This window comes from Tolypothrix sp. PCC 7601 (genome assembly GCF_025677855.1).
In the GTDB taxonomy this organism is placed as follows: domain Bacteria; phylum Cyanobacteriota; class Cyanobacteriia; order Cyanobacteriales; family Nostocaceae; genus Aulosira; species Aulosira diplosiphon.
Genome location: NZ_CP064879.1, coordinates 4,573,235 through 4,598,658, shown reverse-complemented (window position 1 = coordinate 4,598,658; position 25,424 = coordinate 4,573,235). Strand labels below are relative to the sequence as shown.

Here is a 25,424-nt window from a genome sequence, read left to right as displayed (position 1 = left end):
AATTGAGTAAATTCTAAGAATATTGCTTTCACAACGAATTTTAGCAATAAGTAGTTACACAAAATTAATTACACAATGTCATTGCGAATGTAGCGTTCGCGTAGCGTCCCGTTCGCGTAGCGTCTCCGTCAGGAGAAGGGAAGCGAAATGAAGCAATCGCAAGGGCTGGGATTGCTTCTCTTCGAGACGCTACGCGAACGCTTCGCTCGCAATGACTGTAAATATTTTTGTTTAGGTACTTACCAATCAAAGCTTGAATTGCAGGTTATGCCTTGATTTTCAGCCTTTAGGGGTTTAAACCGATATCCAATGATTAGATTTATTGAGTAATTGCGTGAAAATTCTCATGCCATTAGCAAGAATTTATGGGAATTCTTACCCGTAGTAGATTCAGTAGTTTCCCAATTTACGATAACTAAATTCATTTATAAAATTATTGCATATTAAGCATCTGCCAAGGAGTCGTTTGCAACTAGGAAAGTGACGCGAAATTTGACGAATTTTTTTTGTTGCTATTACCTCCGTTCTAGAAAAAAATGACTATACTTGAATCAATTGATACTCCTGTTGGAAGTTATGCACCGGACTTTGAGTTGCCAGGGATTGACAATCAGGTACACCATCTGAGCCGTTATCTCAACAAGTTCCGTGCAGTTGCTGTAATTTCAATGTCTAACCATTGCCCTTATGTAAGCTTATATTTAGGTAGACTAAAAAAGATGCAGGCAGAATTTGCCAACATCGGTTTTACACTGATAGGTATGAACGGTAGTGCAACTTTTGGGCATCCAACAGAAAGTTTTGAAAATATGAAAGTTTTTGCCCAGCGTCACCAATTAAACTTTCCTTATCTGTGGGACCCTACCCAAGATGTGACTCGCAGCTTTGGTGCCAATAAAACACCGATGGCTTTTTTAATAGATAATACAGGTATTGTTTGCTACAAGGGGCTAATTGACGATCACCCCGAAAGCCCCCTAGATGTCGGACAAGATTATTTAAAAAAAGCGATCGCATCGCTACTGAAAGGCCATAAAATATATCCACCAGAAACTGAGGCAGTAGGTACTTCAATAATGTGGCGTAACTAGACACAGATAGTCCCTGTACTGTTATCTTAAGTTGGAGGCAATTGCAACTTTTTCGACAAAGCGTAACTTCATGGGAACGAATTACCGACGGGTTTTACTTAAACTGAGCGGTGAAGCTTTAATGGGCAATATGGGCTATGGCATTGATCCAGAAGTGGTCAAGGAAATAGCGCAAGAAGTAGGAGAGGTGGTAGCCACTGGCGTTCAGATCGCGATCGTCGTTGGCGGCGGCAATATTTTTCGAGGCGTGAAAGCGGCTTCGGCGGGGATGGATCGGGCAACCGCTGACTACATCGGAATGATTGCCACGGTAATGAATGCCATGACGCTGCAAGATTCGTTAGAACGAATGGGGATACAGACTCGCGTGCAAACAGCGATCGCTATGCAAGAATTAGCTGAACCTTATATTCGTCGTCGTGCCATCCGTCATCTTGAAAAAGGGCGGGTGGTTATTTTTGGCGCTGGTTCTGGAAATCCCTTCTTTACGACTGATACTACTGCCGCATTAAGAGCCGCAGAAATCGACGCAGAAGTGATTTTTAAAGCCACCAAGGTAGACGGAGTCTATGATGCTGACCCCCATATCTATCCTGATGCCAAACGTTACACCAGCCTCACCTACGCCCATGTTTTGGCTCAAGATTTGCGGGTAATGGATACTACCGCGATTGCCTTGTGTAAAGAAAATAATATCCCGATTCTTGTATTTGACTTAACGATGCGAGGTAATATCCATCGGGCGGTCATGGGAGAATCGATCGGCACCCTTGTGGGAGGTTCTTGTGAAATTAGCTGAAGCTGAGAGTACTATGCAAAAGACTGTTGAGGCAACTCAACGGGCTTTTAACACGATTCGTACTGGCCGTGCCAATGCCAGCCTATTAGATAAGGTATTAGTAGAGTATTACGGTACGCCTACTCCCTTAAAATCACTGGCAAATATCAGTACACCTGATGCCTCAACCATTCTCATTCAACCTTACGATCGCAGTAGCTTGAATATTGTGGAAAAGGCAATTTCCCTGTCAGACGTGGGTTTAACCCCCAGCAACGACGGTTCTGTAATTCGGCTGAATATACCGCCCTTGACAAGCGATCGCCGTAAAGAACTAGTCAAAATTGCTGCCAAGTATGCAGAAGAAGGTCGTGTTGGTATTCGCAACATCCGCCGCGATGCTTTAGATTCTATTCGCAAACAGGAAAAAAGTGCAGAAATTTCTGAGGATGAAGCTAGAGACCAACAAGATAAACTGCAAAAAATAACTAACAAATATACTGCCAAAATCGACGAATTATTGGCAGAAAAAGAAAAGGACATTTCGACTGTCTAGGGAAATGGTAATGGGTAATGGGTAATGGGTAATGGGTAATGGGTAATGGGTAATGGGTAATGGGTAATCAAGAAAATAACTCTTGACCCTTGACTCTTAACTATTAAAAACATCCAACCACAGATATTCATCGATTTTCATTGATTTATATCTGTGGTTTTAATTTGATATGTTTTGATTATTAATAACCTGGGAAAATTTAGTATCTCTGAAGTTTGCCCCAGTAGTTATGGCATCATTGAGAATTGCACCATCCATCTTGGATAAATATAGATTTGCCCTCTGCAAATTAGCTCCAGAAAGATTAGCCCCAGATAAATTAGCTGCGCTGAGGATGGCTTCTTTAAGATTAGCACCGGATAGGTTAGCCCCGGATAAATTGGCTGCGCTGAGGATTGCTCCTTGCAAATTGGCACTACACAAATCAGCGCCAGAAAGATTAGTTTGGTAAAGGTTTGTTTGTGCTAAATTTGCTTGAGCTAGTTTCGCCCCACTGATGTTGGTGTGGCTCAAATCTAGTTGCTCATTTTCCCAATCTTGTTCAGCATTTCTGCTAGCAATAACTGTTAAAGCTGCTTGAATATCTGCACGTATTGTAGTGGTATTGCTTTTAATTTCTGTTTTAGGCAAACTAGAAGCATTATTTCGCACAAAATTAGTTAGAGCTTTCATTATTTGCCAGTGAAGTTTTGGATCTGCTTGGGCAATTTTGGCTAAATTATCAAATACAGTTAAACTAATTTCTAAGTCTTCTTGCTCAAGTTGTGCGATTGCTAATTTGAAACTCTCCTTATTAGAAATATTATTATTTGTTAAGATGTTTTTTTGATTATTACTGAGCGCTATAAAAATTCTCTCTAAAAAATTTATATTTTTAGTATTCCAATTTTTGGCACTTTGGTAAGCAGTTACAAATACTTTTAACATACCCAAGATAATTTTGAATAATTGAATATTCAGATAAAAAACAATATAACTGCTATGAGATTATATCATGAATTATGCAAAAGGCTATTAATTGCTTTAATTTAGCAATAATCAGTAATATATATTAGGAATTATATGTATTTTTTGCAAATTTAGGTATACCGTTATTCCTACTTCTATTTTCATCGTTTCCTTTCTAAACAAGTCTTTTTAGGAATCTAGTTAGATGGCTATACGTAGTAGACTTAGTAAATTATTTCCACTGAATAAATTTAATTTAGAGCAACAATATTGGTCGTTAAATAGCTTAATGCCCCGTCAATCAATTTGGGATTTTGGATTTTAGATTAGACAAATACGAAACTAACCAAATGCAGCTAAATAAACAGCCCATATTGAAAAAGTTAGTATTGATTGGTGGTGGTCACAGCCATGCAATTGTGTTGAAGATGTTTGGCATGAAACCTCTCCCTGGTGTGCATTTGAGTTTGATTACTATGAACTCAGATACACCATATTCAGGAATGTTACCAGGACATATTGCTGGTTTCTACACCCACAATCAATGCCATATTGACTTACAACAATTAGCTAAATTTACTCAAGCACAATTATATATTGACCAAGTTGTGGGTTTAGATTTGCAAAACAATCTAGTAATTTGTGCTAATCACTCGCCGATAGAATTTGATATTTTATCTGTTGATATTGGCAGCACGCCAGCCAAAATATCTGTATCAGATGGAGCAGAATATGTAATACCAGCTAAACCAGTGGCGAAACTCTTAGAACATTGGGATGAATTACTCAAAAATGTCAGAGAAAATCCCCAACAAGCCTTCAAGATTGCGATCGCAGGTGGTGGTGCTGGGGGTGTAGAGTTGGCGCTGGCGATGCAAGCACATTTACAGCAGATTGTCGCACAGTCGGGGATGCTGGAGGTTCATTTATTCCAACGCGATCGCGAACTTATGCCTAAGCATCATTACTCAGTGCGGCAGCTAGTTGAGCAAATTCTCACCCAACGGGGGATAAAACTACATTTAGGAGAAACTGTCACTCAAGTTGCGCCTTTAACAGAGAAGAGAAATCCAGATATTTTGCAAATTAAATGTACATCTGGGTTGACAGTAGAGTGCAACAAAATATTCTGGGTAACCCAAGCATCTGCACCACAGTGGTTAAAAACAACCGGATTGGGAACTGATGAGCAAGGCTTTATTTTAGTAGATGATACATTGCGATCGCTCACCCACCCTCATGTATTTGCAGCAGGTGACATTGCCACAATGGTGAATCATCCTCGTCCTAAAGCTGGGGTATTTGCTGTACGTCAAGGTAAGCCTTTGTTTAAGAATTTGCGGCGGTTTTTACAAGGTAAGCCTCTGCAACCCTATATACCCCAGAAACAATATTTGAGTTTAATTGGTACAGGCGATGGAAAAGCTATCGCTACTAGAGGCGCATTTACCTTACCACCGCATCAACTATTGTGGTTTTGGAAAGATTGCCTTGACCGTCGCTTCATGGAAAAATTATTGGTTTAGCACTAAGGGACTTCCAAGTAAACAAATATTCCCGAACTGACTGAGAACAGTCAACAGTCAACAGTCAACAGTCAACCGTCAACGACTTCAACGGAATAATTTATTTTTTGGAGTTCCCTAACAGGTAATTCTTTACCAGAATTTCTAGCAGATGCAGCACGTGGAGTTCCCGTGTGGCTAAAAAGTTATGCTGTTTTAGGAATAACCTTGAGTGTTTTAGTCTTGGCAATTACATCCTTACGTCAATTGAAAGCTGTGGGAGTAGCGTCTTTGCAGGAGAAGTATGAAAGATGAACTGTGGAATATTAGGATTAGTTGATTGATGCTCAATTTTAAAACTAGCTTTATTTTATTGTTTGTTATTTGTTTGGTGGCTACAGGCGCAACAGCCTATTATTTAGGGGGAATTAATCCTGCCATAATTCAGTCTTGGTTGAAAAACTCTGGAATTTGGGCACCTGTGACTTATGTGGTGATTTATGTAGTTGCCACAATTCTAGTTTTGCCTTCCACAGCACTGAATTTAACTGGGGGAGCAATTTTCGGCCCTTGGTTAGGGACATTTTGGACAAGTGTAGCAGCAATTGTGGCCGCGATCGCTTCTTTTGTATTTGCCCGGACAATTGGGCATGATCTGGTTGCTAAAAGACTGGCTGGACGTTGGCAAGCAATTGATGCAGAAGTGCGCGCAGGCGGAATTTATTATATGTTTGCCATTCGCCTAGTGCCAATTATGCCCTATGGTTTGGTGAATTTTGCTGCGGGTTTGACTTCAGTTAGCTTTAAAGATTATCTAATTGGCACAGCTTTAGGAACCGTACCAGGGATATTACCATTTGTTTTACTAGGTAGTTCTGGCATTAAAGCAATCCGCACCGGAGAAGTGCTACCACTGATTGGTGCTTTGGCATTGCTGGGAATCCTCGTTGCGGGATCTACTTGGTATCGCCGTCGTCGTAGTTTTCCATCTCAGAAGTTTAATTTCCCCTTTCGTCGCAAACGTTAAGTGAACTATGCTACCTAAGTATTCTTTTATAGTGCCGATTTATAACGAAGAAGACAACATAGAAGAAATGTATCGCCGCATTTCCCAGGTGATGAATCGGATGGACGGTGAGGTAGAGTTATGTTTGGTGAATGATGGTAGTCGCGATCGCTCTTTACAAATGATGCGCGATTTACATCAAAAAGATCCGCGTGTGGTTTACTTAAGTTTGGCGCGAAATTTTGGTCATCAAATTGCTGTGACAGCCGGGCTAAATTTTGTGCGGGGACAAGTTGTTATCATTCTCGATGCCGATTTACAAGATCCACCAGAGTTAATTCCAGATATGGTGGAAAAATGGCGGCAAGGATATCAAATTGTTTATGCCCAACGCATCCAACGCCGTCAGGAAGGGTGGTTTAAGCGCTTCACGGCCTATGCTTTTTACCGCATTCTCAAACAACTTGCAGATGTAGATATTCCTACAGATACCGGGGATTTTTGTTTATTAGATCGTAAAGTTGTAGACTTGTTGAATTCCATGCCAGAACGCAATCGCTACATTCGCGGCTTGCGTGCTTGGGTTGGTTTTAATCAAATTGCTATTAAGTTTGAGCGAGATCCTAGGTTTGCAGGTGATGTGAAATATACATTTCGCAAGTCTCTGGCATTGGCTATTAATGGACTCGTTTCTTTTTCTAAAGTACCTCTGCGGCTGTCAACTTATATGGGCTTTTTCGCGGCGCTAGTTTCACTTTTTATGAGTGTAATGGTTTTATACTGGCGACTTATTGAACCCCATTCTCCCCTAACAGGAATGGCGATTATATTAATGGCTATTTTCTTTTTAGGCGCAGTGCAATTGGTTAGTATTGGAATCTTAGGTGAATATATTGGGCGGATTTATGAAGAGGTAAAAGAAAGACCACTTTATACCTTGGCAGAAGTAGCAGGTTTTCATGAAGACAAATAATCATCAAGGTTGTCATTTGTCATGTGTTATTGGTCATTTGTATTAATAAAGGACAAATGACAGTCTCAACCAAAAAATCTGTAACGCTGAATGCATATTAGCTTACCAAAAAATATCATCGCTATATCGCTATACACGCAAACTTGATGTCAGTAAGCTGAGGCTTTTCGCCGATAGCTGAGTAGGGTATTGGCAAAACTGAACATATTACTATTGGAATCTGCATCTCCCTGTGGTCAAATAAAGAGGATTCCAAAAGACATAATTTTTCATCCATGAAAAAACCTGGTGCTTTAACAACTACATTTTTAGCCAGCGTTACCATACTCCTAACAGCCTGTGGTGGTGGTAATAATGGTACAAATGTAGGCAATACTTCCCCAACTCAAACTGCAAATAATACTGGCTCAACAACGAATTCATCAGGTGCAATTCCAATAGGAATTGCTTTTGCTCAAACTAGCAATGTAGCGTTACTTGGCCAAGAACAAGTCGCCGGGGCTAAAATTGCTGAAAAGTATTTTAATAATAAAGGTGGTATTAACGGCACTCCAATTAAATTGGTGTTTCAAGATACTAGCGGTGATGAAGCAGGAGCAATTAACGCCTTTCAAACTTTAATTAATAAAGACAAAGTTGTCGGTATTGTTGGGCCTACTTTATCACAGCAAGCTTTTAGTGCTGACCCTGTTGCCGAGCGTGCAAAAGTACCAGTGCTAGCAGCCTCGAATACTGCTAATAAAATTCCCGAAATTGGTGATTATATTGCTCGTGTATCGGCACCTAGTTCTATTGTCGCTCCTAATTCGATTAAAGCTGCACTCAAGCAAAATCCCAACATTAAAAAAGTTGCAGTTTTTTATGCTCAAAATGATTCTTATAGTAAATCAGAAACAGATATTTTTCAGAATACTGTGAAGGCTCAGGGCTTGGAATTGGTAACAGTACAAAAGTTTCAAACCAGCGATACAGATTTTCAAAGCCAAGCTACAAATGCGTTGAACCTCAAACCAGATTTAATCATTATTTCTGGTTTGGCTGCTGATGGTGGTAATTTGGTGAGACAATTGCGGGAACTAGGTTACAAAGGTTTGATTGTTGGTGGTAATGGACTTAATACTTCCAATATTTTTCCAGTATGTAAAGCACTTTGTGACGGTATATTAATTGCCCAAGCATACAGCCCAGAACATCCCGGTGAAATTAATTCGACATTTCGTAAAGCCTATACAGAACAATTTAAGAAAGAACCACCGCAATTTACTGCTCAAGCTTTTGCCGCAGTTCAGGTTTATGTAGAAGCACTGCAAGCTTTAGATAAAAAAAGCAAAGTGAATAACTTAGCTTTGCCACAACTGCGGAATGAATTAAATAAACAGATACTAGCTGGAAAATACAATACCCCACTCGGAGAAATTGCTTTTACTCCTGTAGGTGAGGTTGTGCAGAAAGATTTTTATGTAGCCCAAATCAAAATGGATAAAGATGGTAGTCAGGGTAAATTTGCATTTCTGAAATAGTTAATTTATGACTTTGACTCTGTTTCTGCAACAATTTTTAAATGGGTTATCCATTGGCAGCGTTTATGCAATTTTCGCCTTGGGATATACCCTGGTTTATTCCATTTTGGGCATCATCAATTTAGCGCATGGTGCAATATTTACTCTGGGTGCATATTTCACTTATGCACTCATGGGTGGTACCTTTGGATTTAATGGCTTACTCGCTAATGCTACCCTACCAATCAAATTACCATTTGCGATCGCCTTAATTTTAGGCAGTAGTTTAGCTGGTTTGGTGGGGATAGCGATGGAACGTATCGCTTTCCAACCCTTGCGCCGTAAAGGTTCTGACCCCTTACTGACGGTAGTTTCTAGCTTGGGTGTGGCGGTGGTAATCGTTAACCTCATCCAATATTTAGTAGGTGCGGAAAGCTACACATTTCCTGCAGATGCTTACGGTAATCTACCTGCTTCGATTAACTTTGGTAGTCCTGAAAACCCGATTCCTATTCGTAGCGTGCAGATAGTGATTTTTGCGGTATCTGTAGTGATTGTGGCAATTCTTACCTATTTTATCAACAGTACTAAATATGGTAAGGCAATGCAGGCGATCGCAGAAGATGCAACCACCGCCAGTTTATTAGGAATTAATACCGATGGCTTTATTGTGCTGACATTTTTTATCAGCAGTTTCTTAGCCGGTTTGGCGGGAACTTTAGTCGCTTCTAGTGTGAGTATTGCGGGGCCTTACTTTGGTATTGCTTTTGGTTTAAGAGGTTTAGCAGTGATTGTCTTGGGTGGTTTAGGTAGTATTCCCGGTGCAGTGCTAGGCGGTTTAGTTATTGGCTTAGTGGAAGCATTTGTTCCTGGTGAATATTCTGGTTATAAAGATGCTGTCGCATTTGCAATTTTGTTTGTCATGCTATTAGTTAGACCCCAAGGTTTACTCGGAAGGCGATTTATTCAGAAGGTTTAAATACTGTATGACAACATTTACTAAACAGAAATTAACTTTTGAGCAATTTCTTGAACAATGCCCAGAAGAGGGTTTTTATGAACTGGTGAATGGAGAAATTGTAGAAGTGCGTTCAACTAGAAATCATGATGATGTAGCCAACTTCCTTTTATTTGCATTTAATGATGAAATCAGGCGAATCAATCTAAATTATGTTGTTAATAACACAGCAGTATTTAAAACTAGAACTGCTGAAGGTATAGAACAAGGACATAAACCTGATGTCAGCGTCATCAATAAAGATATATGGCGCGCAAATCGCAATGCTTATTCAGCACTGGAAGAACCTATTCAGTTGGCTGTAGAAGTAACATCAACAAATTGGGAAGATGATTACATTGATAAATTGGATGAATATCAACGTTTAGGCATCAAAGAATATTGGATTGTTGATTATTTAGCAATTGGGCTAAGAGAATATTTAGGTAATCCTAAAGTTCCGACTGTGTTTATTTTTCTCTTAGATGCTAATGGCAAATACCAACGTACTCAATTTAGAGGTGCTGAAATAATCGTATCAGCGACTTTTCCCGAACTCACCTTGACAGCAGAGCAAGTACTAACAGCATAATTACAATGTTTCCCAATGAATTTCTCTCAACCTACGCTTCGTTAATTGTCTCTATGGTACTAGGGGCATTATTAGGGCTATCACTTTATCTCCCTTTGATGACTGGACAATTATCCTTAGCTAGCCCTGGATTTTATGCTTTAGGTGGATATATTGCTGCTATTTTATCTACCACAGTTTTTGCATCTAATAATAGTTCATTTCCTATTCCTCTACTATTATTAGAAATGTTAATTGCTGGTGTAGTGTCCGGTTTATTGGGCGTAGCTGTGGGAATTCCGGCGTTACGATTGCGAGGAATTTATTTAGCGATCGCTACAATTGCCTTTGTAGAAGTTCTGCGAGTTATTTCCCTTAATTTGGAGATTACAGGCGGTGCTGTAGGAATTTTTGGGATTCCTCAACCCTTCCAAAGCCAAATCGAATATTTATGGATAGCTTTGCCATTACTAATAATTGCAATGGTAATGTTTTACCGTCTGGAACGGATTAAGGTAGGTAGGGCATTTACTGCAATTAGAGAGGATGAACTAGCAGCCGGATCGATGGGAATTAACCCCACATACTACAAGGTTTTAGCATTTACATTAGGTGCAATTCTCGCAGGTGTCGTTGGTGCAATTAGCGCCCATTTTCTCAATACTTGGAATTCTCGTCAAGGGACTTTTGATGCTAGTATTATCTACTTAACTTTTGTATTAATTGGTGGTTCCAGAACTTTTTTAGGTTCGGTTGTAGGAGGAATGGTATTTACAGCTTTACCGGAAATTCTCCGAGGACTAGCTGATACAGGAGGATTACCAAATTGGTTAGCGCAATTCCTCAGAGACGGGAGATTAATTATTTTTGGTTTACTGATTGTAGTGGGAACAATCTTTTTCCCTCAAGGTTTAGTAACTCCTGATATTTTTAAAAAAGGCAAGTTGAAAAAAAAAGCAAAAAATTGATGCATAAATATGCAATAAAATATGCTTAAAATACCAGATATTTTTAATTTTCCTAACTAGTTCATAGCTCCTAATCTCTAATATGCAAACAGCCGATAACAATAGTATTGTCCTAGAAGCCAAATCTTTAACTCGCCGATTTGGTGGTTTAGTGGCTGTCAATAATGTATCTTTTGCAGTCAGAAAATATGAGATTTTTGGATTAATTGGCCCTAATGGTGCAGGTAAAACTACATTATTCAATCTGATTACTGCTTTAATTCCGCCTTCGAGTGGAGAATTAATTTATCAAAATCAAAATATTTCTCAACTACGTCCGTACAAAATAGCAGGTTTAGGGATTGCGCGGACTTTTCAAAATATTCGCTTGTTTGGTGAATTGTCGGCTTTAGAAAATGTGATTGTCGGCAGGCATTTACATACCAACAGTAGTATGATTAAAGGGGTTTTAGGATTACCACCTGCACCGAGTGAAGAATCTAAAAGTAGAAAACAAGCTTTAGAATTATTGGAGATGGTGGGATTAAGCGATCGCGCCCAAGAAAAAGCCAAAAACTTTGCTTATGGCGATCAACGTCGCTTGGAAATCGCCCGCGCTTTAGCTTTAGAACCGCAAATCTTACTCCTCGATGAACCAGCAGCGGGAATGAACCCCAGCGAAAAGCAGCAACTCAGCGAATTTATCCGCAATCTCAGGGAACGCTTCAACTTAACGATTGTGCTGATTGAGCATCATGTACCCTTAGTGATGGGATTGTGCGATCGCATTGCTGTTTTAGATTTTGGACAATTAATTGCTTTGGGTGAACCAGCTACAGTGCGGGATGATCCAGCAGTAATTGAAGCTTATTTGGGAAATGCATGAGGATTTTAACCGCAGATGAACGCAGATGAACGCCGATATGTAAATGATAAAGAAGATTTTACGATTTTAGATGTTAAAGACCTTGATGTTAATTATGCTGGTATTCAAGCTCTTAAAAATATCAATTTGACAATTAAAAAAGGTGAAGTAGTTACCTTAATTGGTGCAAATGGTGCAGGTAAAACAACCACTCTCCGCGCTATATCGAAAATTGTCAATCCTAAAAGTGGTCAAATTATTTATAGTGGCAGAAATATTACTCGCCGCCAAGCTTATGAGGTGGTGAAATTAGGTGTCGCCCATTGTCCGGAAGGACGGAGGGTGTTAGCACGGCAAACAGTTTTCGATAATTTATTATTAGGTGCTTATATTCGTAACGATCAAGCAGCTATTAAAGCCGATATTCAGCGTCAATATGAGTTATTTCCTCGGTTAGCCCAAAGACGCAATCAACTAGCAGGAACTCTTAGCGGTGGCGAACAACAAATGTTAGCGATCGCCCGTGCTTTAATGAGTAAACCACAACTCCTGCTTTTAGATGAGCCTAGCTTGGGTTTAGCCCCCGCAATTGTTAGAGAAATTTTTACTATTATTGAAAATCTCCGCGCTACTGGCGTGACAATTTTGTTAGTTGAACAAAACGCTAATTTAGCTTTGCAAATTGCTGATAGGGGCTATGTTTTAGAAGCTGGTGCTATTACTTTAACAGGTGCAGCTTCAGAATTATTGACCGATGAGCGTGTTAAAAAAGCTTATTTAGGGTAAAGATTTGGGAGACATAAGTATATGGTACATTCACCAACTAAAACCCTGACTTTGGAGGAGTTTTTACAACTCCCGGAAACGAAGCCAGCTAGTGAATATATTAATGGGCAAGTAATTCCAAAACCAATGCCACAAGGCAAACATAGTAGACTTCAGGGTGAACTAATTAGTTCTATCAATTCTTTAGTTACGCCTCAAAAAATTGCCCTAGCCTTTCCAGAATTGCGGTGTACATTTGGCGGACGTTCCATTGTTCCAGATGTCGCTGTGTTTGCTTGGGAAAGAATTCCTTTGGATGCAAGTGGAGATGTAGCTAATGTTTTTGAAACACATCCAGATTGGACAATTGAAATTTTATCACCTGACCAAAGTCAAACGAAAGTAACAGGCAATATTTTACATTGCCTCAAGTATGGTAGTAGTTTAGGTTGGCTACTAGATCCAGATGAAAAATCTGTTTTAGTCTATCCCCCAAAACAGCAACCAATACTTTTACAAGAAGAAGATGAAATATTACCAGTTCCAGATTTAATTAAGAATTTACAATTGACTGTAGGGCAATTATTTGGTTGGTTAAAGTTATAGAATATTTTAGGTGAATTAGTTCTAACCAGCTTCTAGAACGATATAATAAGCGCTGGAATAACAGTGCAAAAATTGACTACTTAACTTTTATATAACTAATAAAATTGGCATCAGTTCATATTAATACTGACGGTAGCGCTGACCTTTTTTATGATGATGGTGAGCTATTTGGCGGTCATAAAATTATTGTCTCTATTGATTGTAACGGAGTTTGTGAAGATGCTCAAATCGCAGGCTAATACTGCGTCAATAGAAATTAAAATGTATTCTTGGCTCTAAGAGATTATTTATTAAGTAAAAATAAGATTACTGTAGGGTGTGTTAGGCGCTGATTTCCAATATGATTTGTCACGTAATAACTATCTTAGCGCCTAACGCACCATCCACGCGGCGGTGCGTTACGGCTAAATTTCATTGTCTCTAAGTCTCAAATACTTTCATAGCCGTAACACACCCTACTTAAGATTTACTTTAGAAAGTCTCTCTTACTGTTAAACACTTCCGATGGCTAATTATTGAGCCGACAGTAATTAATTTATCTTGTGATTTTCTTATCTCTATTATCCCTTTGCTATACATAAGGGTAACAATTTTTCATTTAAACTATTTTCTGTTCTTGCTTTTAAGAAAAATTGATACATCTTTAATCTTCTGGAAGTGAATTAAGTTTTTACAAAAGATTACAATATTTATCATATATTTAGATTGTTAGCCCTATTGTTAAGTATCTATCTTTGTATAGATGCGAATTTTATTAGCATAAATTACTAAATCTATGAGCCAAATTATCTGGATTGCAAGACACGCTAACCGCCTCGACTTCGTTAACCCTGATTGGTTCCTCACTGCTGAACGACGCTACGATCCACCTTTATCTGACGATGGTTTTATTCAAGCCAAGCAGCTAGCTAACCGCCTCCAGAAAGAGAAAATCAGCCATATTTTCGCTTCGCCTTTTCTGCGAACAGTGCAAACAGCCAATGCGGTTGCTCAAGCGCTAGATTTACCGATTAAATTAGAAACTGGTTTGAGTGAATGGTTAAATCCGGCTTGGATGACAGAAGAACCACAAAGGCTGTCAACGTCAGCATTAGCAGAATTATTCCCCAGAATTGATGTGAGTTATACGCCGCGCATTGCTGCCAAATATCCCGAAACAAAAGAACAAGTAAGGGCACGTTCGGGACAAACGGCTAGATGTTTAGCAGTGGAAAATTACCCACAGAACATTTTATTAGTAGGGCATGGTGCTTCTGTGCTAGGGGCAGCTATGGGTTTAGTAGGAGAAATTGCTCAAGCTGAAGTTAAAGCTTCTTTATGTTCTTTAGTAAAAGTAGTGCTGCAAGACTCAGAATGGTTGTTAGAGCTGAAGGGGGATACTTCTCATTTAATGGAAGTAGAGGAAGTAATTCGATTTGTTTAAATCCCTAAGAGGATTTAAAAATCCTCGCTTCCGCTAATCTAGATACATTGCCATTTACTGAGAAAGTTACTCATTTACTTATAAGTTTTATGACATTATTACTAGCAGGAGATATCGGCGGCACAAAAACTATTCTGCGATTGAGTGAAATAGCAGACTCACCAGGAATCACGGAATCATCAGACGCACAGGCTTTACGCAATATTTATGAGGAAACTTTTCACAGTCAGGATTTTCCTGATTTAGTGCCGATAGTTCAGCAGTTCCTCGTTAAAGCCAAGTCCGCGACACCACAAAAGGCTTGCTTTGCGATCGCAGGGCCAGTGGTTCATAATACTGCCAAGCTGACAAATTTAGCTTGGTATTTGGATAGCGAACGTCTACAACAAGAACTGGGAATTGCTTCTGTTTCGCTAATTAATGACTTTGCAGCCGTTGGTTACGGCATTTTTGGCTTAAACAGCAAACATTTGGTGACTTTACAAGCTGGGAAGCCAAAACACGATGCACCGATTGCCATTATTGGCGCTGGTACGGGATTAGGACAAGGCTTTTTAATTAAGCAGGGAGAACATTATCAAGTTTTTCCCTCAGAAGGTGGACACGCCGACTTTGCGGCGCGCAACGAGTTAGAATTTCGGCTGATGAAATACTTGCTGGATAAACATGATATCCAGCGCGTTTCTGTAGAACGGGTAGTTTCTGGGATGGGAATCATCTCGATTTACCAATTTTTGCGCGATCAAAAGGTGGCTGTGGAATCACCAGATATCGCTCACATTGTGAGAACCTGGGAAGAAGAGGCAGGAAAATTAGAGAAAAGTGTCGATCCAGCTGCAACTATTGGTATTGCTGCCTTACAAAAACGCGATCGCCTTTCGGAACAAACTATACAATTATTTGTAGAAATTTATGGTGCAGAAGCCGGAAATCTCGCCATTAAACTTCTACCTTATGGCGGATTGTATATTGCTGGTGGTATTGCTCCCAAAATTCTGCCTTTAATGCAAGAGGGTAGTTTCCTATTAAACTTCACCCAAAAAGGTAGGATGCGTTCTCTCCTCGAAGAAATACCGGTATATATTATTCTCAACCAACAAGTAGGGCTAATTGGTGCTGCTTTATATGCAGCTAGGTTATAACAGCTAGTACCACTAGGCGGAATTTAAAATTCTTTCATTCAAAATTCAAATTTCCTAAGGCTTGCTTTATCAGCTTTTGTTGTCTTTTGAATCTGAACTTTATTTCCGCTTTGCTGTACTAGCAGCATCAGTGATATCCGCATCTCTGAAGCAAAAACTATGACAATCAAATTTTTATTGCCCCTATTTGCCGCCACACTTGTGTGTAGCGGATCTTTGTTGGTAGATGCACGTCAACCCAAGCCAAAGGTTACTCCCGCCAAAACCACAGTTACTCAACCTGTGCAGCCACAATGGAAGGTGTATACAGTCCCAGATGGACGCTTTAGCGTGTTAATGCCAGGAATCCCCAAAAGAGATACGCAATCGCAAAAAACCTATATGGGGGAAATCAACCTAGAAATATTTATCGCTCAACCACCAAAACAGGAAGTAGCTTATGTAGTTACTTATAATGATTTCCCCTATAGTTATGGTGAATTGGCAAACCCGCAAGCAGTCCTGAATAACGCTAGAGATTTGGCTTTAAAAACTACGAAAAGCAATTTAATTAGCCAGCGGGATATTCGTAGTACAAATGGTCATCCAGGAAAAGAAATTGAGTATATCAATTCTGGTGGTAAAGTCACTAAAAGTAGAATGTATTTTGCTCAAGGGCGCTTGTATCAAGTCATGGCAATAACTACCAGAAAACAACGCCGCAGTTTAGCTAAAACCATTAATGGTTATTTAAATTCCTTCAATGTGGTTTTAAAAGCTTGATTTTCATGTTCACAAACTCATTAATTAGTATTTGATACCCTCACGGGTATCAATACATGAGTAAAGCTTAATCGGCAGATATTAGTTATACCAATTTGAAAAAAGAACGCGACAGATTGTAGGGGCACGGCATCCATAATTTTGTCGCATATCAAATTATCTTACTGGTGCCGTGCCCCTACGGGTAATACCTTATATTTGTAGCTTTTTAATCAACCTTAACTCGTTGGTTGTGAATGCGATCGCTTTTTCTATGAATGCTCATTGATAAACAACCTTAACTCCTTGGTCACGAATGGGTTAAGGTTCTCTATGGATGAGGTAGTGTTGATAAGCAACCTTAACTCCTTGGTCACGAATGGGTTAAGGTTCTCTATGGATGAGGTAGCGTTGATAAACAACCTTAACTCCTTGGTCACGAATGGGTTAAGGTTCTCTATGGATGAGGTAGCGTTGATAAACAACCTTAACTCCTTGGTCACGAATGGGTTAAACCATGTTGGATTTTAGGTAGATAAATCCTATGTAGGGAACATCCACAATCTTTTGCTATTTTCAGTTATCTGACTATTGCCGTACCCCCATTCAATGGCATTCTTTTTTCAAAAAAGTACTAAACTGAAAACAACAAGTCCATAGCATTTGAATGTATGACGAATCGTGAAGAACTGATTCAGGAAATAGAAGAAGCTCCCGATGATATAGTTCAGTCAGTGCTAGATTTTTTAAATAGAGTAAAAGCCACACGCAAAATTCATCCCCTCGCTAAATTTGCAGGCATTTTAAGTGATGTTGAAGCAGAAGAAATAAGACAGTCAATAGTAGCAGAATGTCGGCAGGTTGATATAAATGAGTGGTGAGATTGCCCTGGATACTTCTGTGGCTGTGCGTTTTTTGAATGGAGATAGAGTGGTTGTTTCTCGGGTACTAGCATTACCAGAAGTAGTTCTCCCTACAGTCGTAGTTGGAGAGTTGCTTTTTGGTGCAGAAAATTCAACTCGTCCATTACAAAATTTACCTCGTTATCTAGAATTTATTCAGACTTGTGTAGTTGTACCATTAAGCCAAGAAACTGCAACAGTATATGCAAAAACGAGAATGGCACTGAAGCGTAAAGGAAGACCAATTCCCATGAATGATGTTTGGATTGCAGCACAGTGCTTAGAGCAGGCTTGGGTTTTAGTTACAGATGATACAGACTTTGATTATGTGGATAACTTGGTGTTAGAGCGTTGGTAATTGGTAGTATACAAATACTAAAATGCGATCGCACTCTCTTCACTACAACCAAAATGCGATCGCTATTGAGATAGTGGAAAAATTCATCAGAGGTGGGTGACCTGAGATTCGAACTCAGAACCAGCGGATTAAGAGTCCGATGCTCTACCGTTGAGCTAGTCACCCACACGAATAATGATTATAGCAAATTGCTGACGGCTTTACTAGTGCAGTCTGGGAGCAGGTTTTAAGCTCTAGGGAGTTTTACTATAAATGTAGTTTTTCCGGCTACACTTTCTACCTGAATTTTACCGCCTAAATTGGTGACCATTTTTTGCACTAATGCTAGTTCTAGTCCGGTGCCGCTATGTTTCCAGGGGTCATTTTTAGCGATGTGATAAAATGGCTCAAAAATTCTTGCTCGTTGTTGGGCAGATATTTCTAAGCCGGAGTTTTGGAAACTAATCTGCATCATATCTGCTATCAGTCGCACTGATACTGTGATGGTTTCACCAGTAGGCGTGTATTTGCAGATATGGTTAAGCAATTCTGTCACAATTCGCTCTAATTCTGTAATCTCTGTTGCTAAAGTTGGTAGTGCAGTATCAATCTTCAGCTTTAATTGTTGTTTCTGACAAGCGGTGACTTCCCGAAAAGACTCGACAATTGGGGGTAACCAGGTTTGTAAGTCGATGGGAATGAGGGTTTGGGGATCGGGTGGGGTTTGATGCTGGGTAAGTGTGAGCAAGTCTTGAATTAAGTTACTACCTCTACCACATTCGCTATGGAGTATCTGCAATAGTTGCGGCACTATGTCTTTATCTGATAGCCCTTCTAGATTAAGCATACTTTCAAGGGTTTGGGCTGCGAGATTAATGCTGGTAATGGGCGTGCGGAGTTCTTGCGCCAAAGCGCGGAGAAATTGGTGATTGAGGCGTTCAATGCTTGCTATTTCTTGCCCTTGGGTTTGGATTGTTAGATTGAGCCGCGAATTGCGAATTGCGATCGCACATTGACTGGCGATTTGCTGCACTACGCCATTTTCCCATTCATCAAATGGTTGTTGGGAAGCGCGGATCAGCCATAGATTGCCCAGCATTCCTTGGCGATCAAAAATTGGATAAGCTAGCTGAGTAATTACCTGCAATGTTGGTTGCCATCCGGGAAGAATTTCTACAGAATGCAGGGATTGTTTTTGCAATAAGCGTTGATAAACTTCCGGGAAGTCTGCAACTTGCTTGCTTACACCTTGATACAAAGGTGAACTATGGGTGTATTCATAGGCAATGGTTGCTAGGGTGCAGTCAATATCATAGAGTTCGATATGACAGCGATCGCTTTTGAGTAACTGTGCTAAATCTTGAACTACTGTTTCTAGTATTTGGCTGATATCAAGATTGTCGCGGATTTGTTCTGTGATGCGTTGCCACAGTGCTTGAAAGTCTTGAATCTTCTGTACTTGCTCTGCATACTCTTGGCGTTGCAACTCCATTTCCGCTTGCAGATTTTCTAACTGTTGCTGCAGTTCAGCTTGCTGGCTAGCAATGCCAATTTGTGCTGCTAACTGCTTGAGTAAGTCAATTTCTGCATCTCGCCATTGATGGGGTTTATCACAATACTGGGCAATTAATAACCCCCATAACTCTTGGTGTAAGAGAATTGGTACAACTAAATTCGCCCTAACTTGCAAAGAGGCGAGAAAATCTATTTGGCAAGGATGTAACCCTGCTGCATAAATGTCTTCAATAACTTGAATCCCGCCTTTTCTGTAGCGTTCTTGATGTTTAGTAGTAAAGCAAGGATCTTGGATATTTTTCCCCATTAGCGGGCCATGAGCAACTATAGTTGCTTCCGCTGCGATCGCACCAGTACCATCAGCCTGGAAGCGGTAAACTAAAACGCGATCGCAACTTAATAAATTCCGCGCTTCCTTAACTATTTGTGGCAGAATTGTCTCTAAATCTTGAGATTGGCAAATTTTTTGGTCTATATCTGCCAATAGTTGCGCTTTTTCTGCTTGCAGTTTTCCTTTGCGTTCTATCTGCTTGATTGGACTGATACTGCTACTAGTACCAATCAAGCGATAAATCCTTGAATTCGCATCTCGCAACGGTGTCAGCGTCGTACTCCACCATGTAGGAACACCTTGGAATTGCAAGCATTGTTCGTAGGAAATCGTTTTGCCAAAGCGCACGCAATCATTGTAATGCTGACGTACTTTCGCCGCATCCATAGGCGATAGTATATCCTCTGGCCTTTTGCCTTGGAGTTCTTCAGAGCTCATTCCCAGCCAGCGTTCATGAGTTGGGTTTAGTGCCACATAGCGAAAATCCCCATCTTCCAGCACATCTACTACAAAAATCGATGCCTGTCCAGAATCGTAGATGCTGAGTAGAAACTGATCGCTACTACTTTTGTCCGCATCTTTGCCGAAGAGAAAGTAAGGCGGAGATAGTGGTTTGAGTTCTACAGTTGATTCCGATTGGTTAATATTCATGCGAGAGTCCCTGTCTGGTATTACTGACTCATCTAGGCGCTCTCTCGTATAGTTACGGTCGTAAAAATTATCCTTAGCGCCTAAAGCAAAGGATTGTCAGCTTGGATCTATTGATATTTGCGTCTTTCTCTATTTCTCTTCAGAAATTACGGAAAGCCCATAAAAGTAAGCTTAACAAATCCTGCTGGTTGAAGAATAAAACATATGGGCAGGTTAGTGAAAAGTTACTCGATATTGATTTGTTAATAATTTCTTAAAGATTTTTGCATGTATTTTAAGTAAAATCAAGGACTATTGTGAATTATTGTGATTATTCTTAATAGGTGGGGCATGGGGCATGGGGCATTGGGCATTGGGCATTGGTAATGAGTAATGAGTAATGAGTAATGAGTAATGGCTATTCTCCCCTGCTTCCTCTGCTCCCTTATCTCCAGTCCCCAGTCCCCAGTCACCAGTCCCCAATCCCCAACCCCCAATCACTTCAACAACTTATAAGCATTCATCCCCGTCAAAATAGCAACCAGCAGCCAAGCGATCGCTAAACCGATAACTTCGCCTAGAAAAAACTGTGTGAGTTGACGTAAAATCAAGCCAATAGCTGAACCGATGGGCATGGCAATTGCCCAGCTAAATGCACTAATAAATATCCAGCGCCAAGCTAAAGGAACAGATTGGTAAATAGCCCACCATTGAGCGAATCCAATGACGAAACCGCCAATTAACCCAGAAAGCGCCTCATAAAGCATCCTCGTAGGGAGTAAGTCAGTTGTGGGTACAATCCAACCTATAGCACCTACACCAATAATTGCGATCGCACCCCAACCCCCCATTGTGAACAATACCCACTTCAGGTAAAAGCTGGTATTGGTGAGCATGATAGTCTGAGCTAGTGCGATCGCTAATCCGCCAATCATCGCCTGTAATATACCTAAATCTGGCTTTTCGCCAATTTCAATGAATAGCAGACTCACTAAAAAACCACTCAAAGTGGCTATTGTCCATTGCAAAGTAAAGCTAAATTGAGTTTTGACAGGTACAAATAACATCAAATTTTCTTTGGTAGGAGAATTGGTGTCGCAGCTTTGGTGTTAAACATCTCTAGAAACGCCCTGCGTCGCCTTTGGGGGGACTCTGGAGAGATATAACCCCATAAACTTTCCCAGTAGAAAAATGAGATACCATTAAATTTGCGATCGCGCGCTATCTTAACCTGTTCTTTGATTTGGGCAATCTCTACGGAATCGCGCAATGTGCCCGTTGATATCCCAATAGCTACAGGTATTTGACTGCGAGCAAATTCCACTGCTGGCTGTTCTATTTCTCTAATAAAACTATTTTTGTTATCTCGATATACCTGTAAAATCAACTCATCTATTAAACCTTTTTTTACCCAATCTTCCCAATTTTGTAAATAATATTTGTAAGCAAAAGCTTGAGAGTTGGGAGACAAAGAAATTTTTACATAAGGTTTAACTGCTTTCACAGATTGATAAATTGCTGCCATGAAATCAGTCAGTTTTTCTGATCGCCAACGCATCCATTCTGGGTTAAAAGGATTTTTTGGTGGACTTTTACCTTGGTGTTCTTGTTGGTAAAGTTCTATAGTAAAAGCATCGTAACCAAACTGTACTGGCATCCCAAAATGGTCATCAAGCTGAATTCCATCCACATCATATTTACTGACAACTTCTACAATTAGTTCTTGAATAAATTCTTGAACTTGTGGATGTAGAGGATTCAGCCAAGCTAATTTACTAACATGATTATTGCCAACTTCTTCTGGAGGAATCTCATTAATTGATTTAATACCTTCCTGCCCATTTGTTAGCCATTCCGGGTAACGTAGTGCTAATTGAGAATATGGTGGTGTCATAAACCCATATTCAAACCAAGGAACAATATTTATACCTTTAGGTTTAGCAAGTTGAATTAACTTGTCTAAAACATCTTGTCCCCCATGCATAATTTTGAGTAAAGGTTGAGTATCTGCACCTGTTACTCTTTTCGCAACTGTACTATTGTAAAAAGTATGACCTCTGTTCCAAACTACAGGATAAATAGTATTAAAGTTAAGCGCCGAAAGTTGGTTGACAGCGCGGTTAATACCCCAAGGGACAAAGAATACACCACTGGCAACATTAGTTAGCCAAACACCACGAATTTCGGTTGTAGTTGGAGGACTGGCTTTTTGGTAATAAACTGAATGAGAAGGAAGGGAAAATGCTATAAAGCATAATAATAATTCCAAACACAGCCAGTAACAAAAATAACGGCGGGCAAACCGATTCATTTATGGGCTTGACTTCGTTTTGAAGAGATAGAAGGGATAGAAGGGAAATATATAACTACAAAGTCAATCTCCAGCTTCCGGATTATGTAGTTATAGCATCAACTTTAGCAAATATCTTAAAATCAAATTTGCTCAAATTTAACTATTTTAATCTTTGAGAATAACAAACATACTCATCCTTATCAAACAGTAAATATATGCAAAAAAAGCCTGGATCAGCAGGCTTTTATACTATAGCAGTCCTCAAAGTTATTCGTCATTATTTACCAACACTAGAGTGACAAATTGCAGCATCAACTGAGATTTACATCTGCTAAAAATCATACAAATTCAAATATTTTTTGCGTTACGTAAATTATGCGGGCGCAAAGCTGCAAGTACAGATAATTGTAAGGGCAAGGCACTGCCCCTTACCCATGTACCTCATCGTAATTTCTACTAAAAATCTAGATTGACTACAACACACTTTTAATTATTAGTGCATCATGCAAAACTTTCTAAATGCTCAGTTTGCTTCATCAATCGTAATTTTCTTATAGGAATCTGATTTGATTTCTGAAAAATTTCAGTAACGCATAAAAAGCTTTGGCACTGATGCGTTACGCTATCGCTAACGCATCTTACTAGACTGACACGACTAAAATAGTGCATAAAAAAACTCTTGTGGGATGGGTGTCTCACCCGTCCAGGGCGGACAAGATGTCCACCCCACAAGAAAAATTATTGCAACATTTTAGCTGTGTCAATCCACTACCTGAACTCGGGTTGCTTTATAACTCGTAATTCTCCGGGTTTAATTACGAATTACGAATTACGAATTACGAATTACGAATTATTAAAATCTCTCAATTCCTTCAAACTTTTTAGCACTTACTGCATTTGCAGCTTCTCCACAAGTGCGTGGTGTAGGAAATATCTTATCTGGATTGGCTAAACCTTTAGGATTAAAAACTTGCCTTACCCATTGCATAGTTTCTAAATCTGCTGGGCTAAACATATCTGGCATATAGCATTTTTTATCTGCACCAATACCATGTTCACCCGAAATACTACCGCCGACTTTCACGCAAAGTTTGAGAATTTCTCCGCCTAATTCTTCAACTTTTTCTAATGCCCCATGCACAGCATTATCGTAAAGAATTAGTGGGTGCAGATTACCATCGCCAGCATGAAATACATTGGCAACTCGATAACCAAATTTTTGACTTAATGCCTCAATTTCTTGCAATACATAGGGTAACTGAGTCCGAGGAATTACACCATCTTGCACATAATAATCTGGGCTTAAATGTCCCGCAGCTGCAAAAGCAGCTTTTCGCCCTTTCCAAAGTTTTAATCGCGTTTCCGGATCGCTAGCAGAAGTGACACTACGCGCCCCATTTTGTTTGCAAATTTCTATTACCCGTTGTTTATTACCTGCAACTTCTACTTCTAAACCATCGATTTCAATTAGTAAAATTGCTGTAGCATCGCGGGGATAACAATTAGTAGCTACCACATCTTCTACAGCATTAATACTAAAGTTATCCATCATTTCCATACCACCAGGAATAATCCCCGCACTGATGATATCGGAAACAGCAGCCCCAGCCGCCTCAACACTTGTAAAGTCTGCCAATAATACACAAATTGATTCTGCAGTTTTGAGAATTTTAAGGGTAATTTCTGTAGCAATCCCCAAAGTACCTTCTGAACCGACAAATATACCTGTTAAATCATAACCAGGCATTTCGGGAATTTGTCCGCCTACATCTACAATCTCACCATCAGGCAGCACTAATTTTAATCCCAAAACATGGTTAGTAGTTACACCATATTTCAGACAATGCACGCCCCCAGAATTTTCCGCAATATTGCCACCAATGGAACAGATAATTTGGCTGGAGGGGTCTGGTGCATAATAAAAACCTGCACCACTTACCGCTTGTGTTACCCAGCTATTAATTACTCCTGGCTGCACAACAGCGCGTTGATTTTCTAAATCAATGCTAAGTATTTGCCGCATTAAAGAAGTAACAATTAAAACTGAATCTTCCCCAGGCAAAGCTCCACCAGATAAACCAGTCCCAGAACCCCGTGCAATGAAGGGAAGAGAATATTGGTTGCATATCTTTACCGCTGCTGCAACCTGTTCTGTAGTTCTGGGAAGTACAACTACCGCCGGACGCTGGCGATAGCCTGTTAAACCATCGCATTCATAAGTAATCAGTTCCTCACGGCGTTGCACTACACCATTTTTACCCAGAACAGCCTCAAATGCTTGAATAATGGGTTTCCAGTTACGTTGTTGTTTGTCTTGGGTGAGCATAACTTGTTTGGGATAGGGGTAAGATGCAGTTCAGGTTAAGCACCTGAGCCTGCAAATGCATGGCTCATACTAAAGAATATTGTGACAGGAGTTACAAGAGTGCGATCGCCTTTTTTGGATTTATTGCGTACCAGATCACAACAATAGGCTTGGGTTAAGCTCATTTATTAAAGAAGCCAGAAGAATTGGGGGATTCTCCCCCAAACCCCCGATTGGGTGACGGTTGCGTCCCCCAAACCCCCTCCAAAATTATTGTTCTGTTTTTTTGTTGAGTAACTAGTACAACACGGCGGAAATAAGCCACCCATTTAAAACAAGCGAAAAGCTTACAAAATCATCATTCTTTCTTTTTACTTTTGACTCCTTTGGAGTTCGCCAGTTGCTTTATGCCGGGAAACCCGTCCACCGCACTGGCTCACTTTTTACTTTTGCCTTGTTGTACTAGTTTTTTGATTTTGTGATCAATTCATTTTCTTCACTGAATTGTATTTGCTTTTAAACTACTTCATTATCGCTATTGATTAGAGAAAACTTTTTTAATCGTAATTGCACTTGTCTTGTGTGTTTTTGATTATCAAATTATGATTATCATGATTTGATAATCAAGCTAATATCATTTATTCAATTTTTAATTACTAAGAAAATTTGCAAATCAATACTTTTATTAAACTTCTCTC

Annotated in this window: 25 protein-coding genes and 1 tRNA gene; 19 read left to right on the top strand and 7 right to left on the bottom strand. The window is 39.8% G+C overall.

Annotated elements, in window-relative coordinates; all coding sequences use genetic code 11:
• The first annotated feature begins 536 nt into the window (after positions 1-536).
• From HG267_RS18865 to frr, 3 genes are all read left to right on the top strand, one after another.
• Complete coding sequence (locus HG267_RS18865) at positions 537-1,091, top strand: thioredoxin family protein (protein ID WP_045867716.1); 555 nt, start codon at positions 537-539, stop codon at positions 1,089-1,091.
• A 70-nt stretch (positions 1,092-1,161) separates the two neighbouring features.
• Positions 1,162-1,890: a UMP kinase gene (pyrH, locus tag HG267_RS18860; RefSeq protein ID WP_045867717.1), complete on the top strand. Its 729-nt coding sequence runs from the start codon at positions 1,162-1,164 to the stop codon at positions 1,888-1,890.
• A complete protein-coding gene (gene frr, locus HG267_RS18855) occupies positions 1,877-2,425 on the top strand; it encodes a ribosome recycling factor (RefSeq protein ID WP_045867718.1) in 549 nt (182 codons plus the stop codon). The genes pyrH and frr overlap by 14 nt, the downstream gene beginning before the upstream one ends.
• Positions 2,426-2,584: 159 nt before the next feature.
• Here the strand turns inward: frr and HG267_RS18850 are convergent, their stop codons facing one another.
• Complete coding sequence (locus HG267_RS18850) at positions 2,585-3,352, bottom strand: pentapeptide repeat-containing protein (protein ID WP_052335036.1); 768 nt, start codon at positions 3,350-3,352, stop codon at positions 2,585-2,587.
• A 371-nt stretch (positions 3,353-3,723) separates the two neighbouring features.
• On the opposite strand from HG267_RS18850, the gene HG267_RS18845 reads away from it, so the two are divergent.
• The 16 genes from HG267_RS18845 to HG267_RS18775 all read left to right on the top strand — a co-directional run bounded on the left by HG267_RS18845 (position 3,724) and on the right by HG267_RS18775 (position 17,673).
• Entirely contained in the window at positions 3,724-4,899 is a 1,176-nt protein-coding gene (locus HG267_RS18845) for an FAD-dependent oxidoreductase (protein ID WP_045868808.1), read from the top strand.
• A 322-nt stretch (positions 4,900-5,221) separates the two neighbouring features.
• Positions 5,222-5,905, top strand: coding sequence for a TVP38/TMEM64 family protein (locus tag HG267_RS18840; protein ID WP_045867719.1), 684 nt, complete (start codon positions 5,222-5,224; stop codon positions 5,903-5,905).
• Between the two features lie 7 nt (positions 5,906-5,912).
• Entirely contained in the window at positions 5,913-6,857 is a 945-nt protein-coding gene (locus tag HG267_RS18835; protein WP_045867720.1) for a glycosyltransferase family 2 protein, read from the top strand.
• 275 nt (positions 6,858-7,132) lie between these two features.
• On the top strand, positions 7,133-8,377 hold the full coding sequence (locus HG267_RS18830) for an ABC transporter substrate-binding protein (protein ID WP_045867721.1): 1,245 nt from the start codon (positions 7,133-7,135) through the stop codon (positions 8,375-8,377).
• 7 nt (positions 8,378-8,384) lie between these two features.
• Positions 8,385-9,335 (top strand): branched-chain amino acid ABC transporter permease, encoded by a 951-nt coding sequence (locus HG267_RS18825; protein ID WP_045867722.1) that lies wholly within the window; start codon positions 8,385-8,387, stop codon positions 9,333-9,335.
• Positions 9,336-9,342: 7 nt separating this feature from the next.
• Positions 9,343-9,945, top strand: coding sequence for a Uma2 family endonuclease (locus HG267_RS18820; protein ID WP_045867723.1), 603 nt, complete (start codon positions 9,343-9,345; stop codon positions 9,943-9,945).
• 5 nt (positions 9,946-9,950) lie between these two features.
• Positions 9,951-10,892 carry a branched-chain amino acid ABC transporter permease gene (locus HG267_RS18815; RefSeq protein ID WP_045867724.1) on the top strand — a complete coding sequence of 314 codons (942 nt, stop codon included), beginning with the start codon at positions 9,951-9,953 and terminating at the stop codon, positions 10,890-10,892.
• Positions 10,893-10,974: 82 nt separating this feature from the next.
• A complete protein-coding gene (locus HG267_RS18810) occupies positions 10,975-11,757 on the top strand; it encodes an ABC transporter ATP-binding protein (RefSeq protein ID WP_045867725.1) in 783 nt (260 codons plus the stop codon).
• 15 nt (positions 11,758-11,772) lie between these two features.
• A complete protein-coding gene (locus HG267_RS18805; protein WP_045867726.1) occupies positions 11,773-12,522 on the top strand; it encodes an ABC transporter ATP-binding protein in 750 nt (249 codons plus the stop codon).
• Positions 12,523-12,543: 21 nt separating this feature from the next.
• The gene (locus HG267_RS18800; RefSeq protein WP_045867727.1) at positions 12,544-13,107 is read left to right on the top strand and encodes a Uma2 family endonuclease; all 564 of its coding nucleotides are present in this window, start codon (positions 12,544-12,546) and stop codon (positions 13,105-13,107) included.
• Positions 13,108-13,211: 104 nt separating this feature from the next.
• Positions 13,212-13,346: a DUF2262 domain-containing protein gene (locus HG267_RS41945; RefSeq protein ID WP_210403054.1), complete on the top strand. Its 135-nt coding sequence runs from the start codon at positions 13,212-13,214 to the stop codon at positions 13,344-13,346.
• A 536-nt stretch (positions 13,347-13,882) separates the two neighbouring features.
• A complete protein-coding gene (locus HG267_RS18795; RefSeq protein WP_045867728.1) occupies positions 13,883-14,530 on the top strand; it encodes a histidine phosphatase family protein in 648 nt (215 codons plus the stop codon).
• A gap of 89 nt (positions 14,531-14,619) precedes the next feature.
• Positions 14,620-15,672: a glucokinase gene (locus HG267_RS18790; RefSeq protein WP_045867729.1), complete on the top strand. Its 1,053-nt coding sequence runs from the start codon at positions 14,620-14,622 to the stop codon at positions 15,670-15,672.
• Positions 15,673-15,831: 159 nt separating this feature from the next.
• Entirely contained in the window at positions 15,832-16,434 is a 603-nt protein-coding gene (locus HG267_RS18785) for a hypothetical protein (protein WP_045867730.1), read from the top strand.
• A 650-nt stretch (positions 16,435-17,084) separates the two neighbouring features.
• Positions 17,085-17,294 (top strand): hypothetical protein, encoded by a 210-nt coding sequence (locus tag HG267_RS18780; RefSeq protein WP_045867731.1) that lies wholly within the window; start codon positions 17,085-17,087, stop codon positions 17,292-17,294.
• Positions 17,284-17,673 carry a type II toxin-antitoxin system VapC family toxin gene (locus HG267_RS18775; RefSeq protein WP_045867732.1) on the top strand — a complete coding sequence of 130 codons (390 nt, stop codon included), beginning with the start codon at positions 17,284-17,286 and terminating at the stop codon, positions 17,671-17,673. Before HG267_RS18780 ends, HG267_RS18775 begins: the two co-directional genes overlap by 11 nt.
• Positions 17,674-17,766: 93 nt before the next feature.
• Here the strand turns inward: HG267_RS18775 and HG267_RS18770 are convergent.
• The 6 genes from HG267_RS18770 to glcD form a co-directional block, all read right to left on the bottom strand.
• Positions 17,767-17,838: transfer RNA gene (locus tag HG267_RS18770), tRNA-Lys, on the bottom strand.
• Between the two features lie 61 nt (positions 17,839-17,899).
• Entirely contained in the window at positions 17,900-20,149 is a 2,250-nt protein-coding gene (locus HG267_RS18765) for a GAF domain-containing protein (RefSeq protein WP_045867733.1), read from the bottom strand.
• 291 nt (positions 20,150-20,440) lie between these two features.
• On the bottom strand, positions 20,441-20,611 hold the full coding sequence (locus tag HG267_RS18760; RefSeq protein ID WP_155538926.1) for a hypothetical protein: 171 nt from the start codon (positions 20,609-20,611) through the stop codon (positions 20,441-20,443).
• A gap of 14 nt (positions 20,612-20,625) precedes the next feature.
• Entirely contained in the window at positions 20,626-21,195 is a 570-nt protein-coding gene (locus HG267_RS18755; RefSeq protein WP_045867735.1) for a hypothetical protein, read from the bottom strand.
• Positions 21,195-22,439 (bottom strand): glycoside hydrolase family 10 protein, encoded by a 1,245-nt coding sequence (locus tag HG267_RS18750; RefSeq protein WP_045867736.1) that lies wholly within the window; start codon positions 22,437-22,439, stop codon positions 21,195-21,197. The genes HG267_RS18755 and HG267_RS18750 overlap by 1 nt, the downstream gene beginning before the upstream one ends.
• Positions 22,440-23,274: 835 nt before the next feature.
• Positions 23,275-24,747, bottom strand: a complete 1,473-nt coding sequence (glcD, locus tag HG267_RS18745) for a glycolate oxidase subunit GlcD (RefSeq protein WP_045867737.1) — start codon at positions 24,745-24,747, stop codon at positions 23,275-23,277.
• Positions 24,748-25,424 lie beyond the last annotated feature (677 nt).

Bases quoted from the DNA above. Each gene is read 5' to 3' on its own strand.
- HG267_RS18795 (WP_045867728.1), top strand. From the start codon at position 13,883: ATGAGCCAAATTATCTGGATTGCAAGACACGCTAACCGCCTCGACTTC.
- HG267_RS18800 (WP_045867727.1), top strand. From the start codon at position 12,544: ATGGTACATTCACCAACTAAAACCCTGACTTTGGAGGAGTTTTTACAA.
- HG267_RS18805 (WP_045867726.1), top strand. From the start codon at position 11,773: ATGAACGCAGATGAACGCCGATATGTAAATGATAAAGAAGATTTTACG.
- HG267_RS18830 (WP_045867721.1), top strand. From the start codon at position 7,133: ATGAAAAAACCTGGTGCTTTAACAACTACATTTTTAGCCAGCGTTACC.
- HG267_RS18815 (WP_045867724.1), top strand. From the start codon at position 9,951: ATGTTTCCCAATGAATTTCTCTCAACCTACGCTTCGTTAATTGTCTCT.
- HG267_RS18820 (WP_045867723.1), top strand. From the start codon at position 9,343: ATGACAACATTTACTAAACAGAAATTAACTTTTGAGCAATTTCTTGAA.
- HG267_RS18865 (WP_045867716.1), top strand. From the start codon at position 537: ATGACTATACTTGAATCAATTGATACTCCTGTTGGAAGTTATGCACCG.
- HG267_RS18850 (WP_052335036.1), bottom strand. From the start codon at position 3,352: ATGTTAAAAGTATTTGTAACTGCTTACCAAAGTGCCAAAAATTGGAAT.
- HG267_RS18825 (WP_045867722.1), top strand. From the start codon at position 8,385: ATGACTTTGACTCTGTTTCTGCAACAATTTTTAAATGGGTTATCCATT.
- HG267_RS18845 (WP_045868808.1), top strand. From the start codon at position 3,724: ATGCAGCTAAATAAACAGCCCATATTGAAAAAGTTAGTATTGATTGGT.
- glcD (WP_045867737.1), bottom strand. From the start codon at position 24,747: ATGCTCACCCAAGACAAACAACAACGTAACTGGAAACCCATTATTCAA.
- HG267_RS18755 (WP_045867735.1), bottom strand. From the start codon at position 21,195: ATGTTATTTGTACCTGTCAAAACTCAATTTAGCTTTACTTTGCAATGG.
- HG267_RS18775 (WP_045867732.1), top strand. From the start codon at position 17,284: ATGAGTGGTGAGATTGCCCTGGATACTTCTGTGGCTGTGCGTTTTTTG.
- HG267_RS18835 (WP_045867720.1), top strand. From the start codon at position 5,913: ATGCTACCTAAGTATTCTTTTATAGTGCCGATTTATAACGAAGAAGAC.
- HG267_RS18785 (WP_045867730.1), top strand. From the start codon at position 15,832: ATGACAATCAAATTTTTATTGCCCCTATTTGCCGCCACACTTGTGTGT.
- HG267_RS18780 (WP_045867731.1), top strand. From the start codon at position 17,085: ATGACGAATCGTGAAGAACTGATTCAGGAAATAGAAGAAGCTCCCGAT.
- HG267_RS18750 (WP_045867736.1), bottom strand. From the start codon at position 22,439: ATGAATCGGTTTGCCCGCCGTTATTTTTGTTACTGGCTGTGTTTGGAA.
- HG267_RS18810 (WP_045867725.1), top strand. From the start codon at position 10,975: ATGCAAACAGCCGATAACAATAGTATTGTCCTAGAAGCCAAATCTTTA.
- HG267_RS18840 (WP_045867719.1), top strand. From the start codon at position 5,222: ATGCTCAATTTTAAAACTAGCTTTATTTTATTGTTTGTTATTTGTTTG.
- HG267_RS18765 (WP_045867733.1), bottom strand. From the start codon at position 20,149: ATGAATATTAACCAATCGGAATCAACTGTAGAACTCAAACCACTATCT.
- HG267_RS18790 (WP_045867729.1), top strand. From the start codon at position 14,620: ATGACATTATTACTAGCAGGAGATATCGGCGGCACAAAAACTATTCTG.
- pyrH (WP_045867717.1), top strand. From the start codon at position 1,162: ATGGGAACGAATTACCGACGGGTTTTACTTAAACTGAGCGGTGAAGCT.